Source organism: Marinilactibacillus piezotolerans, from assembly GCF_900114235.1.
Lineage (GTDB): Bacteria > Bacillota > Bacilli > Lactobacillales > Carnobacteriaceae_A > Marinilactibacillus > Marinilactibacillus piezotolerans.
Genome location: NZ_FOSJ01000001.1, coordinates 54680 through 76417, shown reverse-complemented (window position 1 = coordinate 76417; position 21738 = coordinate 54680). Strand labels below are relative to the sequence as shown.

Below are 21738 nucleotides of genomic sequence, written 5' to 3'. Positions count from 1 at the left end.
AGTAAGCAAATGATTAGTGAATGAGTTTCCCGCTTGCTATACTATAAATATCTTAGTTTGAAAGTGAGATTTATTATGCAGAATTCTAAATGGTGGGAAGAGGCAATTATTTATCAAATTTACCCTCGAAGTTTTAAAGATTCAAATAATGATGGAATAGGTGATCTGAAAGGTATTATCCAGAAATTAGATTATGTTAAAAATCTTGGTGTAAATACCTTATGGTTAAATCCATTTATTTCTTCAAATCAAATAGATAATGGATATGATGTTACTGATTATAATACAGTTGATCCGTTATTTGGCTTTGAAGAAGATTTTGATGAATTTGTAAAGGAAGCAAAGAAGCGTGATTTCAAACTTATTTACGATTTACCTCTTAATCATACTTCCATGAATCACAAATGGTTCAGAGAAGCTCTAAAAGGTAGAGATAATCCCTATCGTAATTATTATATTTGGCAAGATTCTCTTGAAGGAGGGATTTATCCCAATAACTGGACAGCTGCGTTTGGTGGTCCAGCATGGTCTAAAGAATTAAATGGTGACCAGTATTTTATGCACATCTTTAAAAAAGAAATGCCTGAAGTGAACTGGAGCCACGAACCACTCCGTAAGGAAATGGCAAATATTATTAATTATTGGATAGAAAAAGGAATAGATGGTTTTCGATTGGATGCTTTTATTTATCTTGATGTAGATAAACACTTTCCTGATCAGTCTGAAAGTGAAACAGCTCAAAATGTTATTGAGTATGGTAAAGATTTGAGAGGTTACCTTTCAGAATTGAATAGTAACATAAATAAGATTAAGAAAAACATTTATCTCATAGGGGAAGCAACGAGTGCTGATGCTGAAAAAACTGCTTACTATACAGATGAGCAGATACTTGACAAAGTTATATCGTTACAACATTTTACAGATAAAGATGAGTATAAAACCGATAAATTACCTTTTGATAACCAACATGTTTCACTTGATTTAACTCAATTCAAAAAAGTTCAAAAACAATTCCAAGATAAATTATCTGCAAAAGGTGGTCCTGTGCTATTCTGGAATAATCATGATAGGCCTAGGGCACCGTAAAAATATGGTGATACGGAGAAATATCGTTCACAAACCGCGAAGATGATGGCTACTTTATTATATCTCCAAAAAGGGACTCCAATTATTTATTATGGTGAAGAGATCGGAATGAATAATTCTTGGTTCAAAGATCCAACAAACATTTCAGATAATAGTGCTATGCGTTTTTATAATGCTGCAGATAAACTTGGATGGTCACATGATAAAATTATGATGAACTTAAATTTGACTACTCGAGATGCAGGGAGAGGCATTATGCAGTGGGACGATAGTGATAGAGTCGGTTTTACAAAAAATGCAGCACCATGGACGATATTTAAGAGAGAAAGTCACTATAATGTTAAAGATCAAGTGAATTATCAAGATAGTATACTTAATTATTACAAACAATTAATTGAAGTGAAAAAAACTGATTTATTTATGAAAGGCCAGTGGCAGCTGATAGATACTAAAGAGACAGTTTATATGTATGAAAGAACATATGAAGATGCAAAAGGGATAGTTTGCTGTAATTTTTCAGATGAAGTAGAGATTGTGGATATTCCAGAAGACTATACAATCAAAAACAATATTTTATCAACTCATGAACCACAAATAAATCATCATCAGCTGAAATTATTACCTTACAGCGCTTTTGTATTTGTGACAAAATAAATTTTAAAACTAGTCCTGACGAATGAATACTTAGTATTCATTCGTCAGGACTTTTCTGGTTCTATAATGAATAATCTTATGTATCAAGGCATTGATAATCAATTAATGTAAAAAATATTGACTTTTTAAGTTTTTGAAGATATACTAATGAAGTTGTTAATATCATAATTCCGCAATAGCTCAGTTGGTAGAGCGCGCGACTGTTAATCGCGTTGTCGCAGGTTCGAGCCCTGCTTGCGGAGTTTTGTTTTGGAGAATTGTCCGAGTGGCTTAAGGAGCACGCTTGGAAAGCGTGTATACGGGTTAAACCGTATCGAGGGTTCGAATCCCTCATTCTCCTTTTTGGGGTAAATATAAAACAAATTGAGAGAAGTTTAAAAGTCTTGTAAATGTTGATTTATCAATGTTTATAGGGCTTTTGTTTTATAGAATAATAAGTAGAGAGCAAAGAATAAATTAAATTTTTATATTATTTCTGCGTTAAAATAGTTTAGCTTTAAAATAAGTTAGAGAAAGAAGAGCAAAGTTAAAAGTAATCTAAAAAAAATTGACACATTTAGAATTATACTGTATTATATTCATGTTGTTGTGATTTGAGCGTTTTTGAAACCTTAAGAAGTATGGTATTTTTTAGGTAGTGTAATTATTAGCTACTGAAAAAAATTATGGCGGTTGTGGCGAAGTGGTTAACGCACCGGGTTGTGGTCCCGGCATTCGTGGGTTCGATCCCCATCAGTCGCCCTTAATATTGGGCTATAGCCAAGCGGTAAGGCAGCGGGTTTTGATCCCGTCATTCCCCAGGTTCGAATCCTGGTAGCCCAGTCAATAGAGAGAGTTAAGAGCTGCATCATTAATTTGATGCAGCTCTTTTAGGTTCCGTTTTAATGATTGCCATAGAAAATGCTGTTTAATGATTTTTGGAAAAGGGTAAAGTATGCCCTTTGTAATTAAATATTTTTCCAAAGTAGGTTGGCTTTTTTAAAATATAATATTGAAGGACGACAAACTGATTTTTCCGGTTAATTTTACCGGTTAGAGAAAGTTCTGTATTATGTTCAACTTCATAAAGAAAGGCATAAGCTATTTTTCCTGTTATCAAACAGTTTAATTTAGTAGAATTAGCTGAAAATGTAAAGCAGCATAAGGGGATACCTTTATCCGTTTTTAAAACTTTAATTTCTTCAGATACAACTATTCCTTCAACCATTATAATTTCCATAACTATAGCTCCATTTCTTTCTGATATAAAAAGAGAACATGTGTTTATAATACATTATAAACACATGTTCTCTTTTGTCAATGGAAAAGGTTATTAAATTTAACAGTTAACCTTCATCTTTTATAGGATGCTGATAAATGCCTTTTTAAATGCTGATATAATACAAAATTTAGTGATTGTTCTCTTTGTATGCAGTAGTGCTCTATAGTAACTAATAGAATGACTTTCTGAATAAGTTGAGTACCGAACGCATAAAAATCACTTTGTAATCTGTATTAAAGATTTAAATAAAAGTTCACATATACAAGTCGTCGCGGTCTGATAGGAAATATTCGTTCAAGTATGTGTGATTTGCAGGATACATACACACAAGCATTTAAGGGCGATCGCTTTAGCAAAGAGATGTAATTCACATATATAGTGTTGCTATTGTAAGTGGCTTGATATACTATAAAATGTAACATATGTATTTGAATATCAGTCCAAAAAGAAAGTTAGATTATATATGAGTAGAAACAAAAGTTTATTATTATTGATCATTGCTATATTGCTAGTTCTTTTAGGTAGTTATGTGTTATTGCTTGACCCCATAATTGGGAGTTTGGGCGTTATCTGTGGTATCTGGACTATATATGTAGCGATAAAAGCTTTGAGGGGTCAAAACCTTTTTAACCATTCAAACAAAGATGAGGACAAGTAAAAATAAAAAGGTAGTGAACAAGCTGTTTATCAGCTGTTCACTACCTTTTATTTATTCTTCATCTTGGTCTGTATTGGTGTTAGAGTCATCAGAAGGTGGATTAGAAGAATTGTCATCATTGTTGGATTCATTATTATTAGAATTATTGTCTTCAGTATCTTCTGATTCACTTGGATTATCGGAATTTTCTTCTGGGTCATCAGGAGTATCTTCGACATCTTCATCAGAATTTTCTTCTTCCTCTTCAGCGGGTTCTTCTGGAACTACATCAGGTTCTTCTTCAGGCTCTTCCTCCTCAGGCTCTGGCACAGTTACAGAAGTAGTAGCAGCAGGACCAGTATTTCCATAAGCTTGGACAGATAAACTGATCTGAACATTTCCACTATCAGGTTCTGAAACTGTATATTCTGTTTCATCTAGTGAAATTTCTTCGCCATTTATGGATAATAGGTAAGTGACGTCTTCGTCTTCATTTTCTAATGTATATTCATCCCAGTTAATAGCTATTTCATTAGATTCTTCATCAAACTGAGCTGATAAGCCAGTAGGGGCAGTCAGATCTTCACCATAAGTTGTTGAGATTTCAGAAGGTTCTGTACCTGCAACAAATAATTCAGTTACAATTTCGCTTTCAGGTGTGTTTGGACCGGGTAACTGTGCCGGATCTGATCCATCTTCAACACTAACTTCAGAAACGGAAGAAGGTTTTGTCCAGTCGGAGTTATCTAATCCTTCCGATACTTGACTCATTAATGCTTGATAGATATCTCGTGGTAACTGACGAGTACCATCGTTATTGCTTAGCCAGTGTCCTTCTTCATATTTTTTATCATAACCTGTCCAGACAGATAATGAATAATTAGAAGTATAACCTATATACCAAGAATCGGGAACAGCATCAGATGGGAGGTTATGTTCTTCAATTTCAACAGAAGTATAATTAGTTGTTCCGGTTTTGCCAGCTTGAGGAACACCGGGTATACCAACTGAACTATTATAGTTTGTTGCCACATCCTTCAGCATGTCTGTAATCATATATGCCGTATAATCTGACATAGCTTGGTTTGTTTCAGGAGTCAGATCTATTTCTTGTCCATCTTGAGTAGTCACTTTAGAAACAGTATAAGGTTCAGTATAACTACCTCCATTTGCAAAAGCGCTATAAGCTGAAGCCATCTGCAGTGGGCTAGCTGTTCCACTGATTGCATTAGAATCTACTAAACCTCCTTCTTTTGACATGAGACTCGTATCTAAACCAAGGTTTTCTACAAATTCCGTTGCATCAGCACGATCAACTTCTTCAGCAAAGAGTCTGGCAGTAGGTACATTTCGAGAATCTACTAAGGCTTCTCGCATACTTAATTGTCCGACATAATTACCATCGTAGTTTCTTAACGATGTACCATCAGGATAAGACCATTCCTCATCAACCAATTGATGATAAGTTGAGAATTTATTATATTCGATAGCAGGACCATAAGTAGTTAACGGCTTAATCGTAGAACCAGTTTGTCGGTCAGTATTAGTTGTTCTATTTGTTAATAACTGTCCTTCTTGCTTGCGGCCACCAACTAAAGCTTTAACTTGACCAGTATTGACATCTACCAATGAAATAGCTGTCTGCAACTCATCATCAGGAAAATTCACGTATTCTTCACTATTGGCAATATCAAATGCTGCTTGTTGAGCATCCATATCAATATTTGTCTGAATTGTTAAACCAGCAGTAGCAGGATTTAAACCTGTTTTTTCTTCGACTTCTTCTAATACTTCAACTAAATAGCTATCAAACATTTGACTATTAAGGCTACTATCTGAACGTTCAACTAAGCCTTCTTCAATAGGTATTGCTTTAGCTGTTTCAGCTTCTTCGGCAGTGATGTCTCCATTATCACGCATAACATTCAATACAACATTTCTGCGATTCAAGGCCTCTTCAGGATTTACGTATGGATTATATCTATTTGGCGCTTGTGCCATTCCGGCAAATAGTGCAGCTTCGTGTAATTCGAGTTCTTCTACAGGTTTTCCGTAATACTCTTCAGAAGCAGTTGATATTCCATAGACATTTCCAGCCATAGGAATCTTATTCATATATAGAGTCAAGATTTGTTCTTTTGAAAGTTGGCGTTCAAGCTTAATAGCCAACCAAGCTTCTTGAGCTTTTCTTTTCAGAGTTTGATCAGAGCGAGCAGTAGAGAATACCGCTAACTTGACTAACTGCTGAGTTATTGTACTTCCGCCACCAGAAATTTCTCCCAAATTTGTAACATAACCAAATGCAGCTCGTCCGATACCAATAGGATCTATTCCAAAATGATTATAGAAATTCTGATCTTCAATAGCAGTCATCGCTTCTTTCATGACTTCCGGATATTCATCTGCTTCAGCAAAGTCTCTTGTCTCTGCTCCAAGCGTGTAAAAAACATCTCCGTTCGAATCAAGCAAATCAGAAGAAAAACTCCCAAGTAAATCCTCCTCAGTTAATTCCGGCGCGCTAGAAGCATAATAGGCAAATAAGCTTCCTCCTGCTACTAAAGCTAGTAAAAACAAACCAATCAAAGTTAGAAAGATACGTTTAAACCATGATTTTTTCTTTTTACCTTTATTGTTTTTCTTTTTTTTCTGTTGATTATTTTGTTTATTTTTAATACGAGACATATTATTATCAGACATGTTGTTCTCCTTTACAGTTCTAATCCTTTAAAGTTAAAAGGGAATTTACGTATGTTGCTAGAAAATTATACATATAAGACGGATATCAATATTAGGTAAAATCCTAGTCTTAGTTTAATACTACAATAATACTTTACAAAGTATTTATTAAGATTTCTTTGATTTAATAATTTTATCTACAGCTTCTAAATAGGGAAGACGTGGAGAAATGCCATAAGAAATCTCATATGCTTCTTCTATAATACTCTTTAATGGAATAGATTTCTTGCCTAATGCTTCTTTTTGCTGTTTCCACCACTTGTCCAAATGATCAAAAGACAATACAAATACACGATTTAATGAACTGAATCTTATAATAATAAAGCAAATTCCATCTTGTTCCATACAAGCTCGCATATGCAGTATCTGATGTTCGTGAAAGTTTTTTAACGGAAAGGAAGTCTTGTTTCTAGTTTCTTTAGCCTCAAAATCTAAGTAAAAACCCTTATAGATACCATTATAATCCGTCGTAGATGCTTTTTGGTAATAAGCTTCTGTAATTTTAGCAGCACTTCTTTTTGGATAGCTTACATTAACAACTTGGATAGGGATCGGTTTTTTATGGATTACGGCCTTTTTGGCTATAAGATATTGCTCATTTGTTATGTTAAGATCACTTTCTAAGGTCATCCCTCGATTGCTATAATCTGGTTTTTTGGATTTTACTTGCTTTTTTTGCGCCTGTTTGTCACCATTGACATGATAAGGTCGCCCATTTGGATAGTTAAGGCTCAATGACTTCACGCTCCTTTAAGGATGATTAACTAGTATAATACCAAACAAATGAACGGTAAGGAAAGAAAGGTGTGAATTTTTATCAAAAATTTATATGTAAGTGGATATAGATCCTATGAATTAAGTATTTTCACAGAAAATGATCCAAAGCTATTTTATATTAAAAAATACTTGAAAAATAGATTGATTGAATATATTGAGACTGGGCTGGAATGGGTATTAATCAGTGCACAACTTGGTACTGAACTATGGGTTGGTGAAATTGTTTTAGAATTACAGGAAATTTATGAAGATATTAAACTTGGAGTATTATTGCCATATTCGGGATTTGCTGAAAACTGGAAAGAAGGAAATCGTGTATTGTTTGATAAAATTATTGCAAAGGCAGATTATAGTAACCATACATCCAGTTATCCTTACAAAAACCCTATGCAGCTTAAAGGAAATCAGCAGTTTTTAATAGATCATACAGAAGGATGCTTATTGTTCTATGATACCGAGTCTGAAGGAAAACCCAAGTTTCTATTAGATATGATTAATGAATTCAAAATTTCACATGATTATGAATTAGATTTTATAACTTTTGATGAATTACAAGCCTTTGTTTCGGAGTATGAAGAAAATCATTTTGAAAGCTAGCTTTTATTTACGAGTATAATTTGGTACAATTAAAATGTAGAAGCAGTTAAAATGTTTTTTTCTAAATTTTAAGCAGTATAAAATGTATTAAAGAGCAATCGAAGAAACCAGAGGTGCAAAATAATGAACAGAGAATTGACTCAGAAAGAAATTGTTGAAAAAGATTTTAAAACTACCATGCGCGGTTATAACCAAACTGAAGTAGATGAGTTCTTAGATGTAGTGATTCGAGATTATGAATCATTTCAAAGTGAAATTGAACAACTAAAGTCTGAAAATGATCGCCTGATGAATAAATTAGATGAATTATCTAAACAGGCAGCTGCAAAACCGCAGGGTCAGAATCAAAATGGTTCTTCAGTGACTAATTTTGATATTTTAAAAAGGTTATCAAATCTAGAGCGACATGTTTTTGGATCAAAATTAGATGATGAATAAATAATTAATATTTAATGTGTAAATTACGGATAATCGCGCATTGTTTTCAATGTGAGGAAAGTCCATGCTCACACAAACTGAGATGTTTGTAGTGTTCGTGCGCAGCGAAAAAATAAGCTGCGGCTCCATTAATGGATGACGGCAGAAAAAAAGGCTAAGGCTTAGCTATGCCTGAGTATTCTTGAAAGTGCCACAGTGACGAAGCAGCAGGGGAAACGCTGCTGGTGGAACGCGGTAAACCCCTCGAGTGAGCAACCCAAACATATGGTAGGGGCACTTTTCTCCTGGAAATGAACAGAGAGAAGAGGCAATTTCGATTGCAGACAGATGATTATCTCGGAGAAAACATTCCTGATCGTTTTCTCTAGACAGAACATGGCTTATAGTAATTTGCACATTTGTTTATGATGTATAGCAACTATCTTTTAGGTAGTTGCTAGATAAACATCAACTCATTCAGGTTATATCCTCCCTGCATAGGGAGGATTTATTTTTGTCCTAAAACAATTATAGAAAGGATCTAAAAATAATAATGAAAGAAATACTTAACATTCTGATGGTTATCTATGGGATAATGATTGGAGTCTATCTTATAATGGGTCTGACTAAGTCAAAGCTGGAAAAACAAAAAGAAATTCAAATGACAGTGGTACTAATGACTTCAATGCTTGGAAATCAACTTAATAAAAAGAAAAAAGTGGTAGGCAGAATTTTCTTGTTTCAATTTTTTCTACTCTTTGGATATACTTTAATTAGTTTATGGTTAACTTATAATCATTCGATAGTTAGGATAATTGCTATACTACTATTGATTGCGGAAGCGATAGAGCTCATTGTCAGATTATTAAATATTTATAAAGCAGAAAATCTTAAAGAATTGATTCGAAATAGAAAAATCTCTAAATTTTCATCTTATATTTATATTGTAGGAATAGCGATTTTGACTGGTGTAATGGTTTAAATAAAACTATAAAAGGAAAAGGAAGGGTTATATATTATGAGCTATAAGCTTTTAGCAACTGCAGCAAGTGGAATCGAAGCTCTAGTAGGAAAAGAATTGAAACAATTAGGCTATCAAGCACAAGTCGAAAATGGTCGCGTTCGTTTTGAGGGAGAAAAAGAAGATATAGCTAAAACCAATCTGTGGTTAAGAACTGCAGATAGGGTAAAAATTATTGTTGGTGAATTTGAGGCAAAGACTTTTGATTCATTATTCGAACAGACAAAAAGTTTACCGTGGGATGCATATCTTTCAATAGATTCCGCTTTTCCTGTCTCAGGTAAATCACATAAATCTACATTGTATAGTGTTCCGGATGTTCAAAGAATTGTTAACAAAGCTATAGCGGATAAGCTTAAAGAGGTTTATCATCGTCGTGGCATGTTACCGGAAACTGGGGCTAAGTTTCCAATTGAAGTGGCTATTTTGAAAGATAAAGTTTTACTTACAATTGATACGACAGGACCTAGTTTATTTAAAAGAGGTTACCGGACCGGCAAAGGTGGAGCACCGCTAAAAGAGAATATGGCTGCTGCACTAGTCATGTTGACAACTTGGAGAAAAGATCGTCCTTTCGTTGATCCAGTATGTGGATCAGGAACGATAGCAATCGAAGCTGCTTTAATTGGTCATAATATTGCACCGGGATTTAATCGTTCGTTTCTTTGTGAAGAGTGGGATTGGATGCCCAAAGAAATGTGGGAAAAAATCAGACAGGAAGCAGAAGAACAAGCAGATTATGATGCTGAACTAGACATACTTGGAACCGATATTGATCATAAAATGATAGAAATTGCTAAAGAGAATGCCTTAGAAGCAGGTCTTTCTCATAGTATTGAATTTAAACAGATGCAAGTCAAAGATTTTACCACGGATAAAGAATTTGGAGTAATGGTTGCAAATCCTCCTTATGGAGAGCGATTAGGAGATCTTGAACAGGCGGCTCAAATCTATAAAGATATGGGTACAGCTTTTAGACCGCTTAAAACTTGGAGTAAATATATTATTACAAGTGATTTGGATTTTGAAAAACATTATGGAGAAAGAGCAACTAAGAAGCGTAAACTTTATAATGGCTATTTAAGAACGGATTATTTCCAGTATTGGGGTAAGAGATAACTTTTAACATTTTCTAAAGGATTATATAAAAAAATAGGAGGCAGCAATTTGACAGATAAATTACAAATTCGAACAGTAGAAAAGCATGATTTAGACTTCATTCATAAAATGAGAAAGAACAATGATATTATGCAGTACTGGTGTGGTGAACCTTATACGACTAAAGAAAAAATCTTAAAAGACTATGAAGATAGACAAACGGATGATTCGATAAGAGAATTTATTATTTATCAGAATGATGAAAAAATAGGATATACTGCGCTTTTTAATCTTAATTTCAGACATAGAACGGGGACATTTGGAATTATGCTGGACCCTTATCATCAAGGGAATGGACATGCAGCTGATTCAACTCGGCTGATAGTAGAATATGGATTCAATTTACTGAATTTGAATAAAATCAATTTAGATGTTGTAGATTATAATAAAAAAGCGATTCATGTTTATGAAAAAGTTGGATTTCAAATTGAAGGCGAAAAGAAACAACAGTATTATATCAACGGTAAGTATGTTAACGGTCTTTTAATGGCATTGCTGAAAGAAGATTACAAGTCTATTTAATAAACCTTTACGAATAAAATTGTCATAATAAAACTCCCTGAAGCCAAATCATACTTCAGGGAGTTTTATTGTACTTTAAATCTATTTTATTAAGTCAGATTTCTACAATACAGTGCTGTTTAAAAACATTTTTGTTCAGCAGATGTTATTTTGAATTCTTATCGTGTTAGCTACATTAATGAAAATTAATCTTCCGACTTATATTTTGTTTCCAGTTTACCCATCCAAAGTCCGAGACAAAGACCTAATGCGGCAAGTATAAAGGCGAATATAATTTCACTAATCGTTAAAGCACTGAATTGTTCCATAGTAGGAAAAATGATTACTGTAGAAGCAATAACAATCCCTAAAATAAAGTGGAATATCGTTGTATAGTATAAATTCATTAAATGGTTAATCAGTTTTGAGAATATGATTACACAAAGTACTATTCCGAATGATACAGGTATCAGTATAGAAAAATTCAAATCTCCTATAGCACCAGTCAATGGTTCATATAAATTCATGTATATGAGAAAATTAGACGGACTTAAACCTGGGACAATAAATCCAAATGCGAAAATCATTCCAACTAATATCCAAGTAAAAGTCGTTTGTGCTACTTGTATATCTAAAAAAACATTTGCTGATACAAGAAGAATGAAAGATATCACTGCAGTAAGTATTGTAAGAACAAGATGTTTGATAGTACGTCCATGTATGCCAGCTTGCGCATACAAAAGAGGAACCGTCCCAAAGATACATCCCATGAAAAAGAGCAGGATATAGACAGGATGATTAACAAGAAGCGACTCTATGGGACGAGCTAATATAACAATTCCAAACAAACTACCTAAACCAACGGGTAAAAAATATAATATATTGTATAAGAAATCTTTTTTGATATTAGAAATAAACTGAATCAACTTTTCATAAATCCCGAAAACTGCTGCCAATGCTCCACCACTTACTCCAGGTAAGATAGCACCAGACCCTATAAACATACCTTTTATAAAACTAATGATCCAACTAGCTAGATTATTATGCAAATTACAAGCCTCCATTTCTTATCAATAATAGACTAACCATACCTTATAATCAATATTTCGTATTTGAATTAATAAAGATTTAAGATAAAAAGAATATACTATAAAAATTGATTTTTCAATAAATGCTTTAAGTAAAAAATTGGTGGATTTAATCAGAAAGATATCTATGAGAGAAATTTAAATGAAATTAGTTTATAATAAAGTAAATAGATAAATGTTAATGGAGGGTGTTTACTTGTCAGATATTTCATTGGTGTGGTTATTAGCACTGCAGTTCATCTTTATATTTTTAAATGCAATATTTGCCAGCGCTGAAATTGCAGTGATCACAATTAATGACAACAAATTAGAACGTATGGCTCAAAATGGAGATAAACGAGCTGTTCGATTAAAAAAATTAACTGAGAATTCCTCAGATTTTTTAGCTACCATACAAATTGGAATAACGTTAGTTAATTTACTTAGCAGTGCTGTTGCTACCGAGAACTTTTCCAGCCGGTTAGTCAGTCTCTTATCTTCTATTGGCATTGCTATTCCAGAGGCCGTACTTAGTATTATTTCTTTGGTGGTTATAACCTTACTACTTACTTACTTCACTGTTGTACTGGGAGAATTGGTTCCTAAACAAATCGCATTAAAAAATCCAGAAAAGATTGCTCTATTCTTGTCAGGACTAGTGTCTGTTATTTCCAAAATGTTTACCCCGGTCGTTCGATTATTCTCTGCATCTACAACGGGTATTGTGCGTTTATTTGGATTAAACACAAACGAGGATGAAAACGAAAATACAGAAGAAGAAATTCGATTAATGTTAGATATCGGAGCTAAAAAGGGTCAAATACTTCCAGATGAAGAGACTATGATCCATAATGTTTTTGAATTTGATGATATATCAATAGAAAATATTATGACCCATAGAACTGAAGTTGTTTTTTTATGGATGGATGATACAGAAAAAAACTGGGAAAAAACCATCCGCGAGGGACAGCATTCTATTTATCCTGTTTGTAAAGAATCTACAGATAATATTATAGGTATTCTTTATACTAAAGATTACTTTAGAGTAAATGACAAGGATATAGAATACTTGAAGAACATAATTATTAGACCAGTAAATTATGTTTTAGAAACTGTAAAAGCAGATGTTTTGTTTCGTAACATGAAACAGACTAAAGACCGTTTTGCTGTAGTAATTGATGAATTTGGTGGAACGAGTGGAATTATCACAATGAATGACTTACTTGAACAAATCGTGGGTGAATTTAATGATAATATTTTGATGTCAGGAGATTCACTAGATATTAAACCGCTTAATCAAGGATCATGGCAAGTTAGTGGGAAAGCTCCAATCGATAAAATTGCAGCAAAAATAGGACTTGATTTACCAATAGATCGTTACAATAATCTGAATGAATTTTACATTAATGAAAGCAAAAGAGCGTATAAAAGCGAAAGTAGTATTATGATGTTTAAAGAATATGGATTTGCAATGAAAAATATTCAAATTAAGGATGAAAAACTTGAAAAAGCCATCATTGTTAAAATAAATTAATTTCTGGAATTATAAGGATAAAACAAATTATGCTTCAACTATTTATTGCTTTTTGGAGTCCTTGTTTGGCAAGATTATCCGCACCTTTGTTTTGTTTTTCTGGTATCCAGTGGATTTCATAAAAAGGAAAATGATTCAGTGAAGATAAACAGTCAGTTAAAAATGGTTTAAATTTAATATTTTTTACGTATTTTTTACTAATTGAGCGAGCAACAACTTGACTATCGGTATACAATAGAGTTAAGGAATTAAGAGTATGATTTGTTTCTACCCATTTAATGGCTATACGCATGGCTTCCCACTCAGCTGAATGATTATCCCATTTACCTGACAAGGGAATAGCAAGCTGTTCGTAAATCCCATTTCCTGAAATCACAATGCCTATACCGGCAGAACCAGGATTGCCATTTACAGCAGCATCGGTGTATACTTTTAACATATTGTCATCCTTTCGATTAATTTAAGTAGGAGTATTGAGATAATGAATATAAAAGCAGAATCAAATGTTAAAACTAATATCAAGATAAAATTGAACTTAGAACCAGCATTTCAAACGATCTATCTCTCTAGTATTTTTATATCTTTCTGCGTGGCAGTCGTTTTTACAACTACGATTGAAAGCTTTAACTGGGGAACCGTTTTATTTTTAATACTTGCATTAATATTATTTTATTTAAAAAAAGAAACATATTTAAGGATCAGCGAAGAAAAACTCCAGCTTTGTTATTTTGCCGGTATTAAAGATCGTGTAGTTGAACTTGATAACATAACCTCAGTAGTAATAAGCAATCCAGGAGGGGAAGTTACTTTAACTACTGATCAGAAAACAATTGTATTTTATCTTAATAAACATAGTCAGCAGCTCTTTTTGCAGCGACTTGAAAAATATAATTTAAATATCAATGTAGTAAATTAGATACAGTAAAAAGGATTAGACAATTGTCTAATCCTTTTTGTATATATCATCATTCAGATGCAGGTTCAATCACTTGAACTTTAGTTGCTTGAGGACCACGGTTGCCTTCAACAATTGAAAATTCAACGAGTTGTCCTTCTTCCAGACTTTTATACCCTTCTTTTTCAATTCCAGTAAAATGAACAAATACATCATCATGCTCATTATATTCAATAAATCCATATCCTTTTTGATTACTAAACCATTTCACTTTACCTGAAGTCATGATAATCCTCCTATTTATTGTATTGAGGTTATATTTATTAATACGCTTACGTCTAGTATATAGAAATTTAATTAATTAAGCAATCTTGGAATAACTTGAAGACAAAAAGCCAAGTATGATATCTATAACTTAATTCCTGTTTTTGAAGCACAATGGATCCAGTATATGATAGAATATAAGTAATACAGAAAAGAGGAGTGGGTCTAGATGAAAGAACTTAAAATCGAAAATTTGACTCATTCATATGGAATGAAACAGTTATTTGATTCAATAACTTTCTCAATTACTGAAGGACAGCGCATAGGATTGATAGGAGTAAACGGAACCGGAAAGACGAGTTTACTTAAAATACTAACAAAACAATTATCACCAGATACTGGTGATATAACCCAACCTAACGATTATAGAATTGGTTATTTAGAACAAATCAGTACACTGGATGAATCACAAACTGTATTAAATACTGTTTTCGATGGAGATACACCACTGATGGTAACCGTTCGAAATTATGAAGCAGCCCTTCAGCTGCTGACAGAAGATCCAATGAATGAAAGAGCTCAAAATATATTTGCTAAAGCCGAACAAAAAATGAATAGTGAAAATGCCTGGAACTCAAGCGCAAGAGCTAAAGCGATTTTAAATCGTTTAGGTATTACAAATATGCAGCTGATTGTAGGTGAATTATCTGGAGGTCAGCAGAAAAGAGTCGCATTAGCTCAAGTACTTATACAAGAACCGGATTTACTGATACTAGATGAGCCGACTAACCACTTAGATTTTGAGATGATTAAATGGCTGGAAAATTTTTTGATGTCTTATAAAGGAGCTTTGCTTTTGGTCACCCATGATCGATATTTTTTAGATCATGTTGTGAATTATATAGTTGAATTAACTCATGGAAGACTTGAAAAATATATTGGTAATTATCAGAATTATATTCAACTGAAAGCTGAAAGAGAAGAAACTGCTGCCCAGAAGAGTCATAAGCAGAAACAGTTATATAAACAAGAACTTGCATGGATGCGTGCTGGGGTAAAAGCTAGAGGAACAAAACAGCAAGCTAGAATTGACCGTTTTACGGATTTAAAGGAATCTGTATCTAAATATGATACGAATGGTTCCTTAGATATGAATTTATCAGGCAGTCGACTAGGCAAAAAAGTATTAGAACTAGAACAGGCAACTTTTCATCGTGATGAGCAAGTCATTTTAAATCAGTATAATCTTTTAATTCAGCAAAAAGATCGAATCGGCATAACAGGAGAAAATGGTTCTGGGAAAACAACATTTTTAAATATTCTTGCAGGGATACTACCACTAGAAAGTGGCATTATTGAAGTAGGAGAAACCGTTAAGATTGCTTATTACACACAGACAAATGAAGCGATGGATGAAAATAAGAGAGTTATATCTTATTTACAGGAAGTTGCTGAAGAAGTCAGGTTAGCAGATGGAACGAGCTTGAGTGTTTCACAACTATTAGAACAATTTTTATTTGATCGTTCAACTCATGGTACAATTATAAGCCGGCTCTCTGGTGGAGAGAAAAGAAGACTTTATTTACTAAAATTATTGATGCAGCAACCCAATGTTTTGTTACTTGATGAACCAACTAATGATTTAGATATTCAAACGCTAACTGTATTAGAAGATTATATTCAAACTTTTTCCGGAGCTGTTATTGCTGTATCACATGATCGATATTTTTTAGATAAAATTGCCACTAAACTTTTGATTTTTCAAGGTAATGGAAAGATTGACGACTATTATGGGAAAATGTCAGAATACTTGATGCAACAAGAAGAAAAGGCAGTAAAACAACCTGTAAAAACTGATTTGCCTGAAAAAAAGAACTATAATGAAGAAAAGAAAAAAGAAAAAATCAAATTAACTTATTTAGAACAAAAAGAATGGGATACAATTGAAGAAGAAATTTTTGATTTAGAAGCTGAACTTGAAAACATCCAAGAAGAGATGAATCAAGCTGGCAGCGACTATACAGTGATTGGTGACTTAAGTGATAAACAAAAAAAATTCCAACAAAAGCTGACTGAAAAAATGGAACGCTGGGAATATTTAAGTGAATATATATAAAGGGAGCTAATTGAAAATGGAGCAAGAATATTTAGATTTAGCACAAAGAATTTTAGACGATGGCAGCCTGCGAGAGGATCGAACAGGGACAGGCACTAAGTCTGTTTTCGGGCACCAGATGCGTTTTGATCTGCAAAAAGGATTTCCTCTATTAACAACTAAAAGAGTATACTTTAAATTGATTAAAAGTGAATTATTATGGTTTTTAAAAGGAGATACCAATATAAAATATCTTCTAGAAAATAATAATCATATATGGGATGAATGGGCATTTGAACGTTATGTTGGATCAGAAGATTATACTGGACCTGATATGACAAATTTTGGTCTTAGATCTCAACAGGACGAAGCATTTAATGAAACGTATCAAAAAGAAAAAGAAAAGTTCAACCTAAGAATTCTTAAAGATGAATCATTTTCTGAAAAATATGGAACACTAGGAAATGTTTATGGTGCTCAATGGAGAACATGGCCAACAACCGATGGGAATACAATTGATCAAATCCAGAATGTGATCGATTCAATTAGAAATAATCCAAATTCAAGGAGACATATTGTTTCTGCGTGGAACCCTGAAGAAGTTCCGCATATGGCCTTGCCACCATGTCATACATTATTCCAGTTTTATGTTCAAGATGGAAAACTAAGCTGTCAATTATATCAGCGTAGTGGAGATGTTTTTTTAGGCGTGCCGTTTAATATTGCAAGTTATGCTTTGCTCACTCATTTAATTGCTCATGAAACTGGATTAGAAGTAGGGGAATTTGTGCATACATTAGGTGACGCACATCTTTACTTGAATCATATGGATCAAATTAAAGAACAATTATCAAGAGAACCTCTAACTCTACCAACTTTAGAATTAAATAAAGATAAGAAAAGTATTTTTGAGTTTGAGATGGATGATATCAAAGTTGTTGGATATAGACCTCATAAAGGTATCAAAGCACCCATAGCAGTTTAAAAACTAAAGTGTTGAATAATAGGTAGAAGAACAGTAGAACTGGAAATTATATATCATATGTAAATCCAACATTGAATGTTGATAATCATTTATTTGCTGTTACAAAGATAAGTTTGAATCGATAAAAGAGTTAAGTAAGTTCTTTATTCAAGAGCTGTTTAATGACTGATTTTATTAAAAAGAAAGAGTTTTCTAAATATATTTGTTTGATGCAACCATGCAGTTTTGATAAAGTTGTACTAGACAATTAAAGAAGAGAGTGTTGTAATGTTAACGTTTGTATGGGCTGAAGATGAAAATGGTGTTATTGGAAAAAATGGTTCATTACCATGGAATTTACCAAATGATATGAAATTTTTTAAAGAAATCACTATGACTGGAAATGTTCTTATGGGTAGGAAAACCTTTGAATCCATTCCTAACCCACCACTCAAGAATAGAAAGAATGTTGTGCTTACTAGAAATAAGGATCTAGTAATTGATAATGTCCTCGTATTGCATTCAAAAGAAGAAGTTCTAGAGTATATTGCTGAAACTGATAAGCCGATCCATATTATTGGAGGAGCAGATATTTTTGAATTATTTAAATCAGAGGTTGATATGCTGTATAAAACATTGATACATGATAAGTTTGATGGTGACACTATGATGGCAGAAATTAATTACGATGATTTTGAAATAATTGAAAAAAGAATGGGAATAGTAGACGAGCATAATATTCATGCTCATACTTTTCTGATTTATAAAAGAAAATAAAGAAAAAAGCACAAGCAGACTATTAATCTGCTTGTGCTTTTTTCTTTTTAATAATTTTAAGTGTATAAATAAATTGAGAAGAACATACAAACGGTACCGCTTAGTACGAATAAATGCCACACAACATGCATGAAACGTACATATTTCATACGATAAAATATAGCTCCGACAGTAAAAGATAAGCCGCCAGCTACCAGCCAGATGAAACCCTCAAGTCCTAATCCTTGGTATAAATAATTAAGAAAGAATAATGAAATCCATCCCATGATAATATATATCCATAAAGATAATCCTTGAAATTTCTTGAACCAGACAGTTTTATATATGACACCTAGTAAGGCGATTGACCATATCATAACGGCTAATAATACGCCTAACCGACCAGAAATCGTAATCAAAGTATACGGAGTATAGGTACCAGCAATTAAGAGAAAAATACTACTGTGATCCAAGATTCTCATTACTTGTTTAGCTTTTGTGAAAGTAAGACTATGATATAAAGTGGAGCATAGATAAAGTAAAATTAGTGTAGTTCCATATACAACATAGGAAGTAACTTCTACAATTCCGCCCATTTCAAGTCCTTTTTTAACCAAGAATACTAGTCCAACTATACTTAGTAAAAAGCCTAAACCATGTGTGATTGCGTTTAAAACTTCATTCCAGATAAGATATCCTCGCGACATCAATTTTTCCGGTGTGTTATCTGACATAATAAACCTCCTGTAACTGACTTCATTTCTGTACGTCATAATGATAATTTGGTATACTATCTTTTGAGTACTTTCAAGTAGAAACCAATGATTTTTGATAGGAATAGTATATCACATTTATAGTTAATAATGCGAATCTCAAAAATGAAATCTTATTAAATATTGAGAGAAAGTACTAGGTAATTAATCAGCATTTATTAAAATTAAGGAAGGTTATTCATGAAACATTTAAAACTTTTTATTTCCAGTATTTTAGTTATTATATTATCAGCAACTGCCGGTTATGGTTTGCTGACTTTTATTTCAAACAGTTCGAATTCGGGAAATAACTCTAGCGAAAATCTGAGTAATCAAGAATTTTCAAGAGTTTCACTTAATATAGTAGCTATTGGTGATTCTCTGACTGAAGGTGTTGGAGATAGTACGAAAAGAGGGGGATATGTACCATTAGTTGCTGAGCAATTGAGAAGTGATTCGATGGTGAGTTCAGTTGAAACTCAGAATTATGGACATTCTGGAGATACAACTGAACAGTTATTGACCTTACTTGAGGAAGATGAAACAGTTCAGTCGGGATTAGCCCAAGCAGATATCATAACATTGACAATTGGTGGGAATGATATCGTCAATAATCTGGATAAAGTAGGTTTGAATGGTTCATTGGAAGATTTTGAGTCTACGATTCAATCATATGAGGAAAACGTAAAAATTATTTTTTCAACTATTCGTGAGCTGAATAATCAAGCAATTATTTACATTTATGGATTGTATAATCCTTACCATTATTATTTCAATGAATTCTCTCAACTTCAAAAAGTTTTTGATACATGGAATTCTAGAACTAAACAGATAGCAGAAGAAACAGAAAATGTAAATTTTGTTGAAATAGATTCATTATTTAATCCTGCTGAATTTCCTGATGAAACAAGAAGCAACTCGGATACTGTAGACGATGTAAATGAGATTGAAGATGAAAATCATCCTTATTTATATAAAGAAGATTTGTTTCATCCTAATGACAGAGGTTACCAGATTATGGCAGATGCTTTATATGATTTAATTGAAACAGATTTGAAAAATCTGATTATTCAGTAGTCAATAAGCTGAAAAAAGAATAAAGGGGAAAGTATTTTGGCTGAACAGCGATCAAAAAAAACAGAAAAAGAAACGAAACAAATTAATCTATGGAAATGGGCCTTTCTTATATTGATAGGATTATTAATTGGGCTATTAATATGGCTGTTTGTACAGCTCCAACCAGTAAAAGTGGGAGAAGAAAACACAGAACCTTTTGCAACATCTGAAGAGGATCTTATTTTTGAAGTCAGTACGACTAAAGAAGATGTAACTAGATTGACAAATGAATATTTAAATCAGGAACTGGATGGAGAATTTGAAGGGTTTAGGTTTGATTTAGAGGACTCTGCTGAACTAAGTGGTGAAATAGAAGTGTTCGGATTTCCAATTGAATTTTCACTATTTATGACACCTTATGTACTGGAAAATGGAAATCTACAGCTTCGAGGTGAATCTTTAAATATAGGCTCTTTGAACTTACCTATAAGCTTTGCAATGGCTCAAATATCTAGACAAGTAGATTTTCCGGAATGGATAGCAATAGATAGTGAAGATCAGTTTATCGTTGTTAATTTAAATGAATTTTCGTTAGATAATGGTACACAATTTTCACTTGAACGTATCAACCTACAAGAAAATGATATTAGACTAAATATTCATTTGCCACTTGATGCAGTAAGATGATACACTATTTCAGATAAGATACAGAAATAATTTAATAAATCGGGCAGAAATATAGTGAAGAAGGAATGATTGGAAAATGGAAAAAGCAATATTTGCTGGGGGTTGCTTCTGGTGCATGGTGGAGCCTTTTGAAGAACAAGATGGCATTATTTCTGTTACTTCAGGCTATACTGGAGGACATGTTGAGAATCCTACGTATGAAGAAGTGAAATCTCAAACTACTGGTCACACTGAAGCGGTAGAGATTGTATTTGATTCCGCAAAAATCAGCTATGAAGAATTAGTTGGAATCTATTGGAATCAAACAGATCCTACTGATGCAATGGGACAATTTATGGATAGAGGAGACAGCTATCGTCCAGTTATTTTCTATTATACAGACAAACAAAAGAAAATAGCGAAAGATTCTAAATATCAGTTAGAGCAAAGCGGCAGATACAAGGAACCAATTGTTACAAAAATCCAAAAAGCTGAAACTTTTTATAAAGCAGAAGAAGAACATCAGGAATTCTATAAAAAGAATCCTAGACGCTATAAACAAGAAAAAAAAGAACGATCAGAATGGCAAGAAGCTAATAAAGAATCGAGGCCTAGTGCATGAAAAGATCGTTTTACCACTACTTAATGACCCGTAGAGATCCAAACAAAAAAGATGAGATTACGCTCTTTGCGAATGCTGTAGAAGATGACGGTAGTTTTCCAAAGCAAAGTGAAGATTATAATGAAATCAGTGCTTATCTTGAATTGAATGGTCACTATTTACCAAATATGGATGTCTATGACGAGGCTTGGAATCAATATATTGATAATGATTCACACTGAA

The 21738-nt window shown here is 33.0% G+C and carries 21 protein-coding genes, 4 tRNA genes, 1 other RNA gene and 1 pseudogene; 20 read left to right on the top strand and 7 right to left on the bottom strand.

Annotated elements, in window-relative coordinates:
* Positions 1-75 precede the first annotated feature (75 nt).
* The 5 genes and pseudogenes from BM212_RS12775 (at position 76) to BM212_RS00375 (ending at position 2562) form a co-directional block, all read left to right on the top strand.
* Positions 76-1740 (top strand): annotated as a pseudogene (locus tag BM212_RS12775) (alpha-amylase family glycosyl hydrolase).
* Between the two features lie 169 nt (positions 1741-1909).
* Positions 1910-1982 (top strand) — tRNA-Asn (locus tag BM212_RS00390).
* 9 nt (positions 1983-1991) lie between these two features.
* Positions 1992-2080 (top strand) — tRNA-Ser (locus BM212_RS00385).
* Between the two features lie 328 nt (positions 2081-2408).
* Positions 2409-2481, top strand: a tRNA-His gene (locus tag BM212_RS00380).
* Between the two features lie 8 nt (positions 2482-2489).
* A tRNA-Gln gene (locus tag BM212_RS00375) sits at positions 2490-2562 on the top strand.
* An 85-nt stretch (positions 2563-2647) separates the two neighbouring features.
* Here the strand turns inward: BM212_RS00375 and BM212_RS00370 are convergent.
* The 3 genes from BM212_RS00370 to recU all read right to left on the bottom strand — a co-directional run bounded on the left by BM212_RS00370 (position 2648) and on the right by recU (position 7109).
* Entirely contained in the window at positions 2648-2959 is a 312-nt protein-coding gene (locus BM212_RS00370) for a hypothetical protein (protein WP_091895220.1), read from the bottom strand.
* A gap of 751 nt (positions 2960-3710) precedes the next feature.
* Entirely contained in the window at positions 3711-6335 is a 2625-nt protein-coding gene (locus tag BM212_RS00365) for a transglycosylase domain-containing protein (protein ID WP_091895219.1), read from the bottom strand.
* Positions 6336-6482: 147 nt separating this feature from the next.
* Entirely contained in the window at positions 6483-7109 is a 627-nt protein-coding gene (recU, locus tag BM212_RS00360) for a Holliday junction resolvase RecU (RefSeq protein ID WP_091895218.1), read from the bottom strand.
* A gap of 75 nt (positions 7110-7184) precedes the next feature.
* Here recU and BM212_RS00355 point away from each other — a divergent pair, with 75 nt between their 5' ends.
* The 6 genes from BM212_RS00355 to BM212_RS00330 all read left to right on the top strand — a co-directional run bounded on the left by BM212_RS00355 (position 7185) and on the right by BM212_RS00330 (position 10866).
* Positions 7185-7748, top strand: a complete 564-nt coding sequence (locus tag BM212_RS00355) for an SLOG family protein (protein WP_342714006.1) — start codon at positions 7185-7187, stop codon at positions 7746-7748.
* Between the two features lie 120 nt (positions 7749-7868).
* A complete protein-coding gene (gene gpsB, locus BM212_RS00350; protein WP_072694847.1) occupies positions 7869-8186 on the top strand; it encodes a cell division regulator GpsB in 318 nt (105 codons plus the stop codon).
* Between the two features lie 21 nt (positions 8187-8207).
* Positions 8208-8574, top strand: an RNA gene (gene rnpB, locus BM212_RS00345) — RNase P RNA component class B.
* 144 nt (positions 8575-8718) lie between these two features.
* Positions 8719-9147, top strand: coding sequence for a hypothetical protein (locus tag BM212_RS00340; RefSeq protein WP_072694848.1), 429 nt, complete (start codon positions 8719-8721; stop codon positions 9145-9147).
* 36 nt (positions 9148-9183) lie between these two features.
* Positions 9184-10305: a THUMP domain-containing class I SAM-dependent RNA methyltransferase gene (locus BM212_RS00335; protein ID WP_425434154.1), complete on the top strand. Its 1122-nt coding sequence runs from the start codon at positions 9184-9186 to the stop codon at positions 10303-10305.
* Between the two features lie 48 nt (positions 10306-10353).
* Positions 10354-10866 carry a GNAT family N-acetyltransferase gene (locus BM212_RS00330; RefSeq protein WP_072694850.1) on the top strand — a complete coding sequence of 171 codons (513 nt, stop codon included), beginning with the start codon at positions 10354-10356 and terminating at the stop codon, positions 10864-10866.
* A 185-nt stretch (positions 10867-11051) separates the two neighbouring features.
* Here BM212_RS00330 and BM212_RS00325 read toward each other — a convergent pair whose 3' ends face one another.
* A complete protein-coding gene (locus tag BM212_RS00325) occupies positions 11052-11894 on the bottom strand; it encodes a DUF368 domain-containing protein (protein WP_232226874.1) in 843 nt (280 codons plus the stop codon).
* Between the two features lie 235 nt (positions 11895-12129).
* On the opposite strand from BM212_RS00325, the gene BM212_RS00320 reads away from it, so the two are divergent.
* Complete coding sequence (locus tag BM212_RS00320; RefSeq protein WP_091895215.1) at positions 12130-13446, top strand: hemolysin family protein; 1317 nt, start codon at positions 12130-12132, stop codon at positions 13444-13446.
* 34 nt (positions 13447-13480) lie between these two features.
* On the opposite strand, the gene BM212_RS00315 is transcribed toward BM212_RS00320, so the two are convergent.
* Entirely contained in the window at positions 13481-13885 is a 405-nt protein-coding gene (locus BM212_RS00315) for a ribonuclease HI family protein (protein ID WP_091895214.1), read from the bottom strand.
* 42 nt (positions 13886-13927) lie between these two features.
* On the opposite strand from BM212_RS00315, the gene BM212_RS00310 reads away from it, so the two are divergent.
* Entirely contained in the window at positions 13928-14362 is a 435-nt protein-coding gene (locus tag BM212_RS00310) for an EbsA family protein (protein WP_072694854.1), read from the top strand.
* A gap of 49 nt (positions 14363-14411) precedes the next feature.
* Here the strand turns inward: BM212_RS00310 and BM212_RS00305 are convergent, their stop codons facing one another.
* Positions 14412-14627: a cold-shock protein gene (locus tag BM212_RS00305; protein ID WP_072694855.1), complete on the bottom strand. Its 216-nt coding sequence runs from the start codon at positions 14625-14627 to the stop codon at positions 14412-14414.
* 207 nt (positions 14628-14834) lie between these two features.
* Here BM212_RS00305 and BM212_RS00300 point away from each other — a divergent pair, with 207 nt between their 5' ends.
* From BM212_RS00300 to BM212_RS00290, 3 genes are all read left to right on the top strand, one after another.
* Positions 14835-16721, top strand: coding sequence for an ABC-F family ATP-binding cassette domain-containing protein (locus BM212_RS00300; RefSeq protein WP_072694856.1), 1887 nt, complete (start codon positions 14835-14837; stop codon positions 16719-16721).
* A 16-nt stretch (positions 16722-16737) separates the two neighbouring features.
* Positions 16738-17685: a thymidylate synthase gene (locus BM212_RS00295; protein WP_072694857.1), complete on the top strand. Its 948-nt coding sequence runs from the start codon at positions 16738-16740 to the stop codon at positions 17683-17685.
* Between the two features lie 267 nt (positions 17686-17952).
* Positions 17953-18441 (top strand): dihydrofolate reductase, encoded by a 489-nt coding sequence (locus BM212_RS00290; RefSeq protein WP_091895213.1) that lies wholly within the window; start codon positions 17953-17955, stop codon positions 18439-18441.
* A 56-nt stretch (positions 18442-18497) separates the two neighbouring features.
* On the opposite strand, the gene trhA is transcribed toward BM212_RS00290, so the two are convergent.
* Entirely contained in the window at positions 18498-19154 is a 657-nt protein-coding gene (gene trhA, locus BM212_RS00285) for a PAQR family membrane homeostasis protein TrhA (protein WP_072694863.1), read from the bottom strand.
* 219 nt (positions 19155-19373) lie between these two features.
* On the opposite strand from trhA, the gene BM212_RS00280 reads away from it, so the two are divergent.
* From BM212_RS00280 to BM212_RS00265, 4 genes are all read left to right on the top strand, one after another.
* Positions 19374-20249: a GDSL-type esterase/lipase family protein gene (locus BM212_RS00280; protein ID WP_072694864.1), complete on the top strand. Its 876-nt coding sequence runs from the start codon at positions 19374-19376 to the stop codon at positions 20247-20249.
* A gap of 36 nt (positions 20250-20285) precedes the next feature.
* Entirely contained in the window at positions 20286-20915 is a 630-nt protein-coding gene (locus BM212_RS00275; RefSeq protein ID WP_072694865.1) for a YpmS family protein, read from the top strand.
* A gap of 76 nt (positions 20916-20991) precedes the next feature.
* Positions 20992-21516, top strand: coding sequence for a peptide-methionine (S)-S-oxide reductase MsrA (gene msrA, locus BM212_RS00270; RefSeq protein ID WP_072694866.1), 525 nt, complete (start codon positions 20992-20994; stop codon positions 21514-21516).
* Positions 21513-21737 carry a YozE family protein gene (locus tag BM212_RS00265; protein WP_072694867.1) on the top strand — a complete coding sequence of 75 codons (225 nt, stop codon included), beginning with the start codon at positions 21513-21515 and terminating at the stop codon, positions 21735-21737. The genes msrA and BM212_RS00265 overlap by 4 nt, the downstream gene beginning before the upstream one ends.
* The last annotated feature ends 1 nt before the right edge of the window (position 21738 follow it).

What these genes read in the sequence shown, in the direction of transcription:
- BM212_RS00370 (WP_091895220.1), bottom strand. Translation starts at nt 2,959, where the DNA reads ATGGAAATTATAATGGTTGAAGGAATAGTTGTATCTGAAGAAATTAAA.
- BM212_RS00365 (WP_091895219.1), bottom strand. Translation starts at nt 6,335, where the DNA reads ATGTCTGATAATAATATGTCTCGTATTAAAAATAAACAAAATAATCAA.
- BM212_RS00340 (WP_072694848.1), top strand. Translation starts at nt 8,719, where the DNA reads ATGAAAGAAATACTTAACATTCTGATGGTTATCTATGGGATAATGATT.
- BM212_RS00335 (WP_425434154.1), top strand. Translation starts at nt 9,184, where the DNA reads ATGAGCTATAAGCTTTTAGCAACTGCAGCAAGTGGAATCGAAGCTCTA.
- BM212_RS00315 (WP_091895214.1), bottom strand. Translation starts at nt 13,885, where the DNA reads ATGTTAAAAGTATACACCGATGCTGCTGTAAATGGCAATCCTGGTTCT.
- BM212_RS00310 (WP_072694854.1), top strand. Translation starts at nt 13,928, where the DNA reads ATGAATATAAAAGCAGAATCAAATGTTAAAACTAATATCAAGATAAAA.
- BM212_RS00305 (WP_072694855.1), bottom strand. Translation starts at nt 14,627, where the DNA reads ATGACTTCAGGTAAAGTGAAATGGTTTAGTAATCAAAAAGGATATGGA.
- BM212_RS00300 (WP_072694856.1), top strand. Translation starts at nt 14,835, where the DNA reads ATGAAAGAACTTAAAATCGAAAATTTGACTCATTCATATGGAATGAAA.
- BM212_RS00295 (WP_072694857.1), top strand. Translation starts at nt 16,738, where the DNA reads ATGGAGCAAGAATATTTAGATTTAGCACAAAGAATTTTAGACGATGGC.
- BM212_RS00290 (WP_091895213.1), top strand. Translation starts at nt 17,953, where the DNA reads ATGTTAACGTTTGTATGGGCTGAAGATGAAAATGGTGTTATTGGAAAA.
- trhA (WP_072694863.1), bottom strand. Translation starts at nt 19,154, where the DNA reads ATGTCAGATAACACACCGGAAAAATTGATGTCGCGAGGATATCTTATC.
- BM212_RS00280 (WP_072694864.1), top strand. Translation starts at nt 19,374, where the DNA reads ATGAAACATTTAAAACTTTTTATTTCCAGTATTTTAGTTATTATATTA.
- msrA (WP_072694866.1), top strand. Translation starts at nt 20,992, where the DNA reads ATGGAAAAAGCAATATTTGCTGGGGGTTGCTTCTGGTGCATGGTGGAG.
- BM212_RS00265 (WP_072694867.1), top strand. Translation starts at nt 21,513, where the DNA reads ATGAAAAGATCGTTTTACCACTACTTAATGACCCGTAGAGATCCAAAC.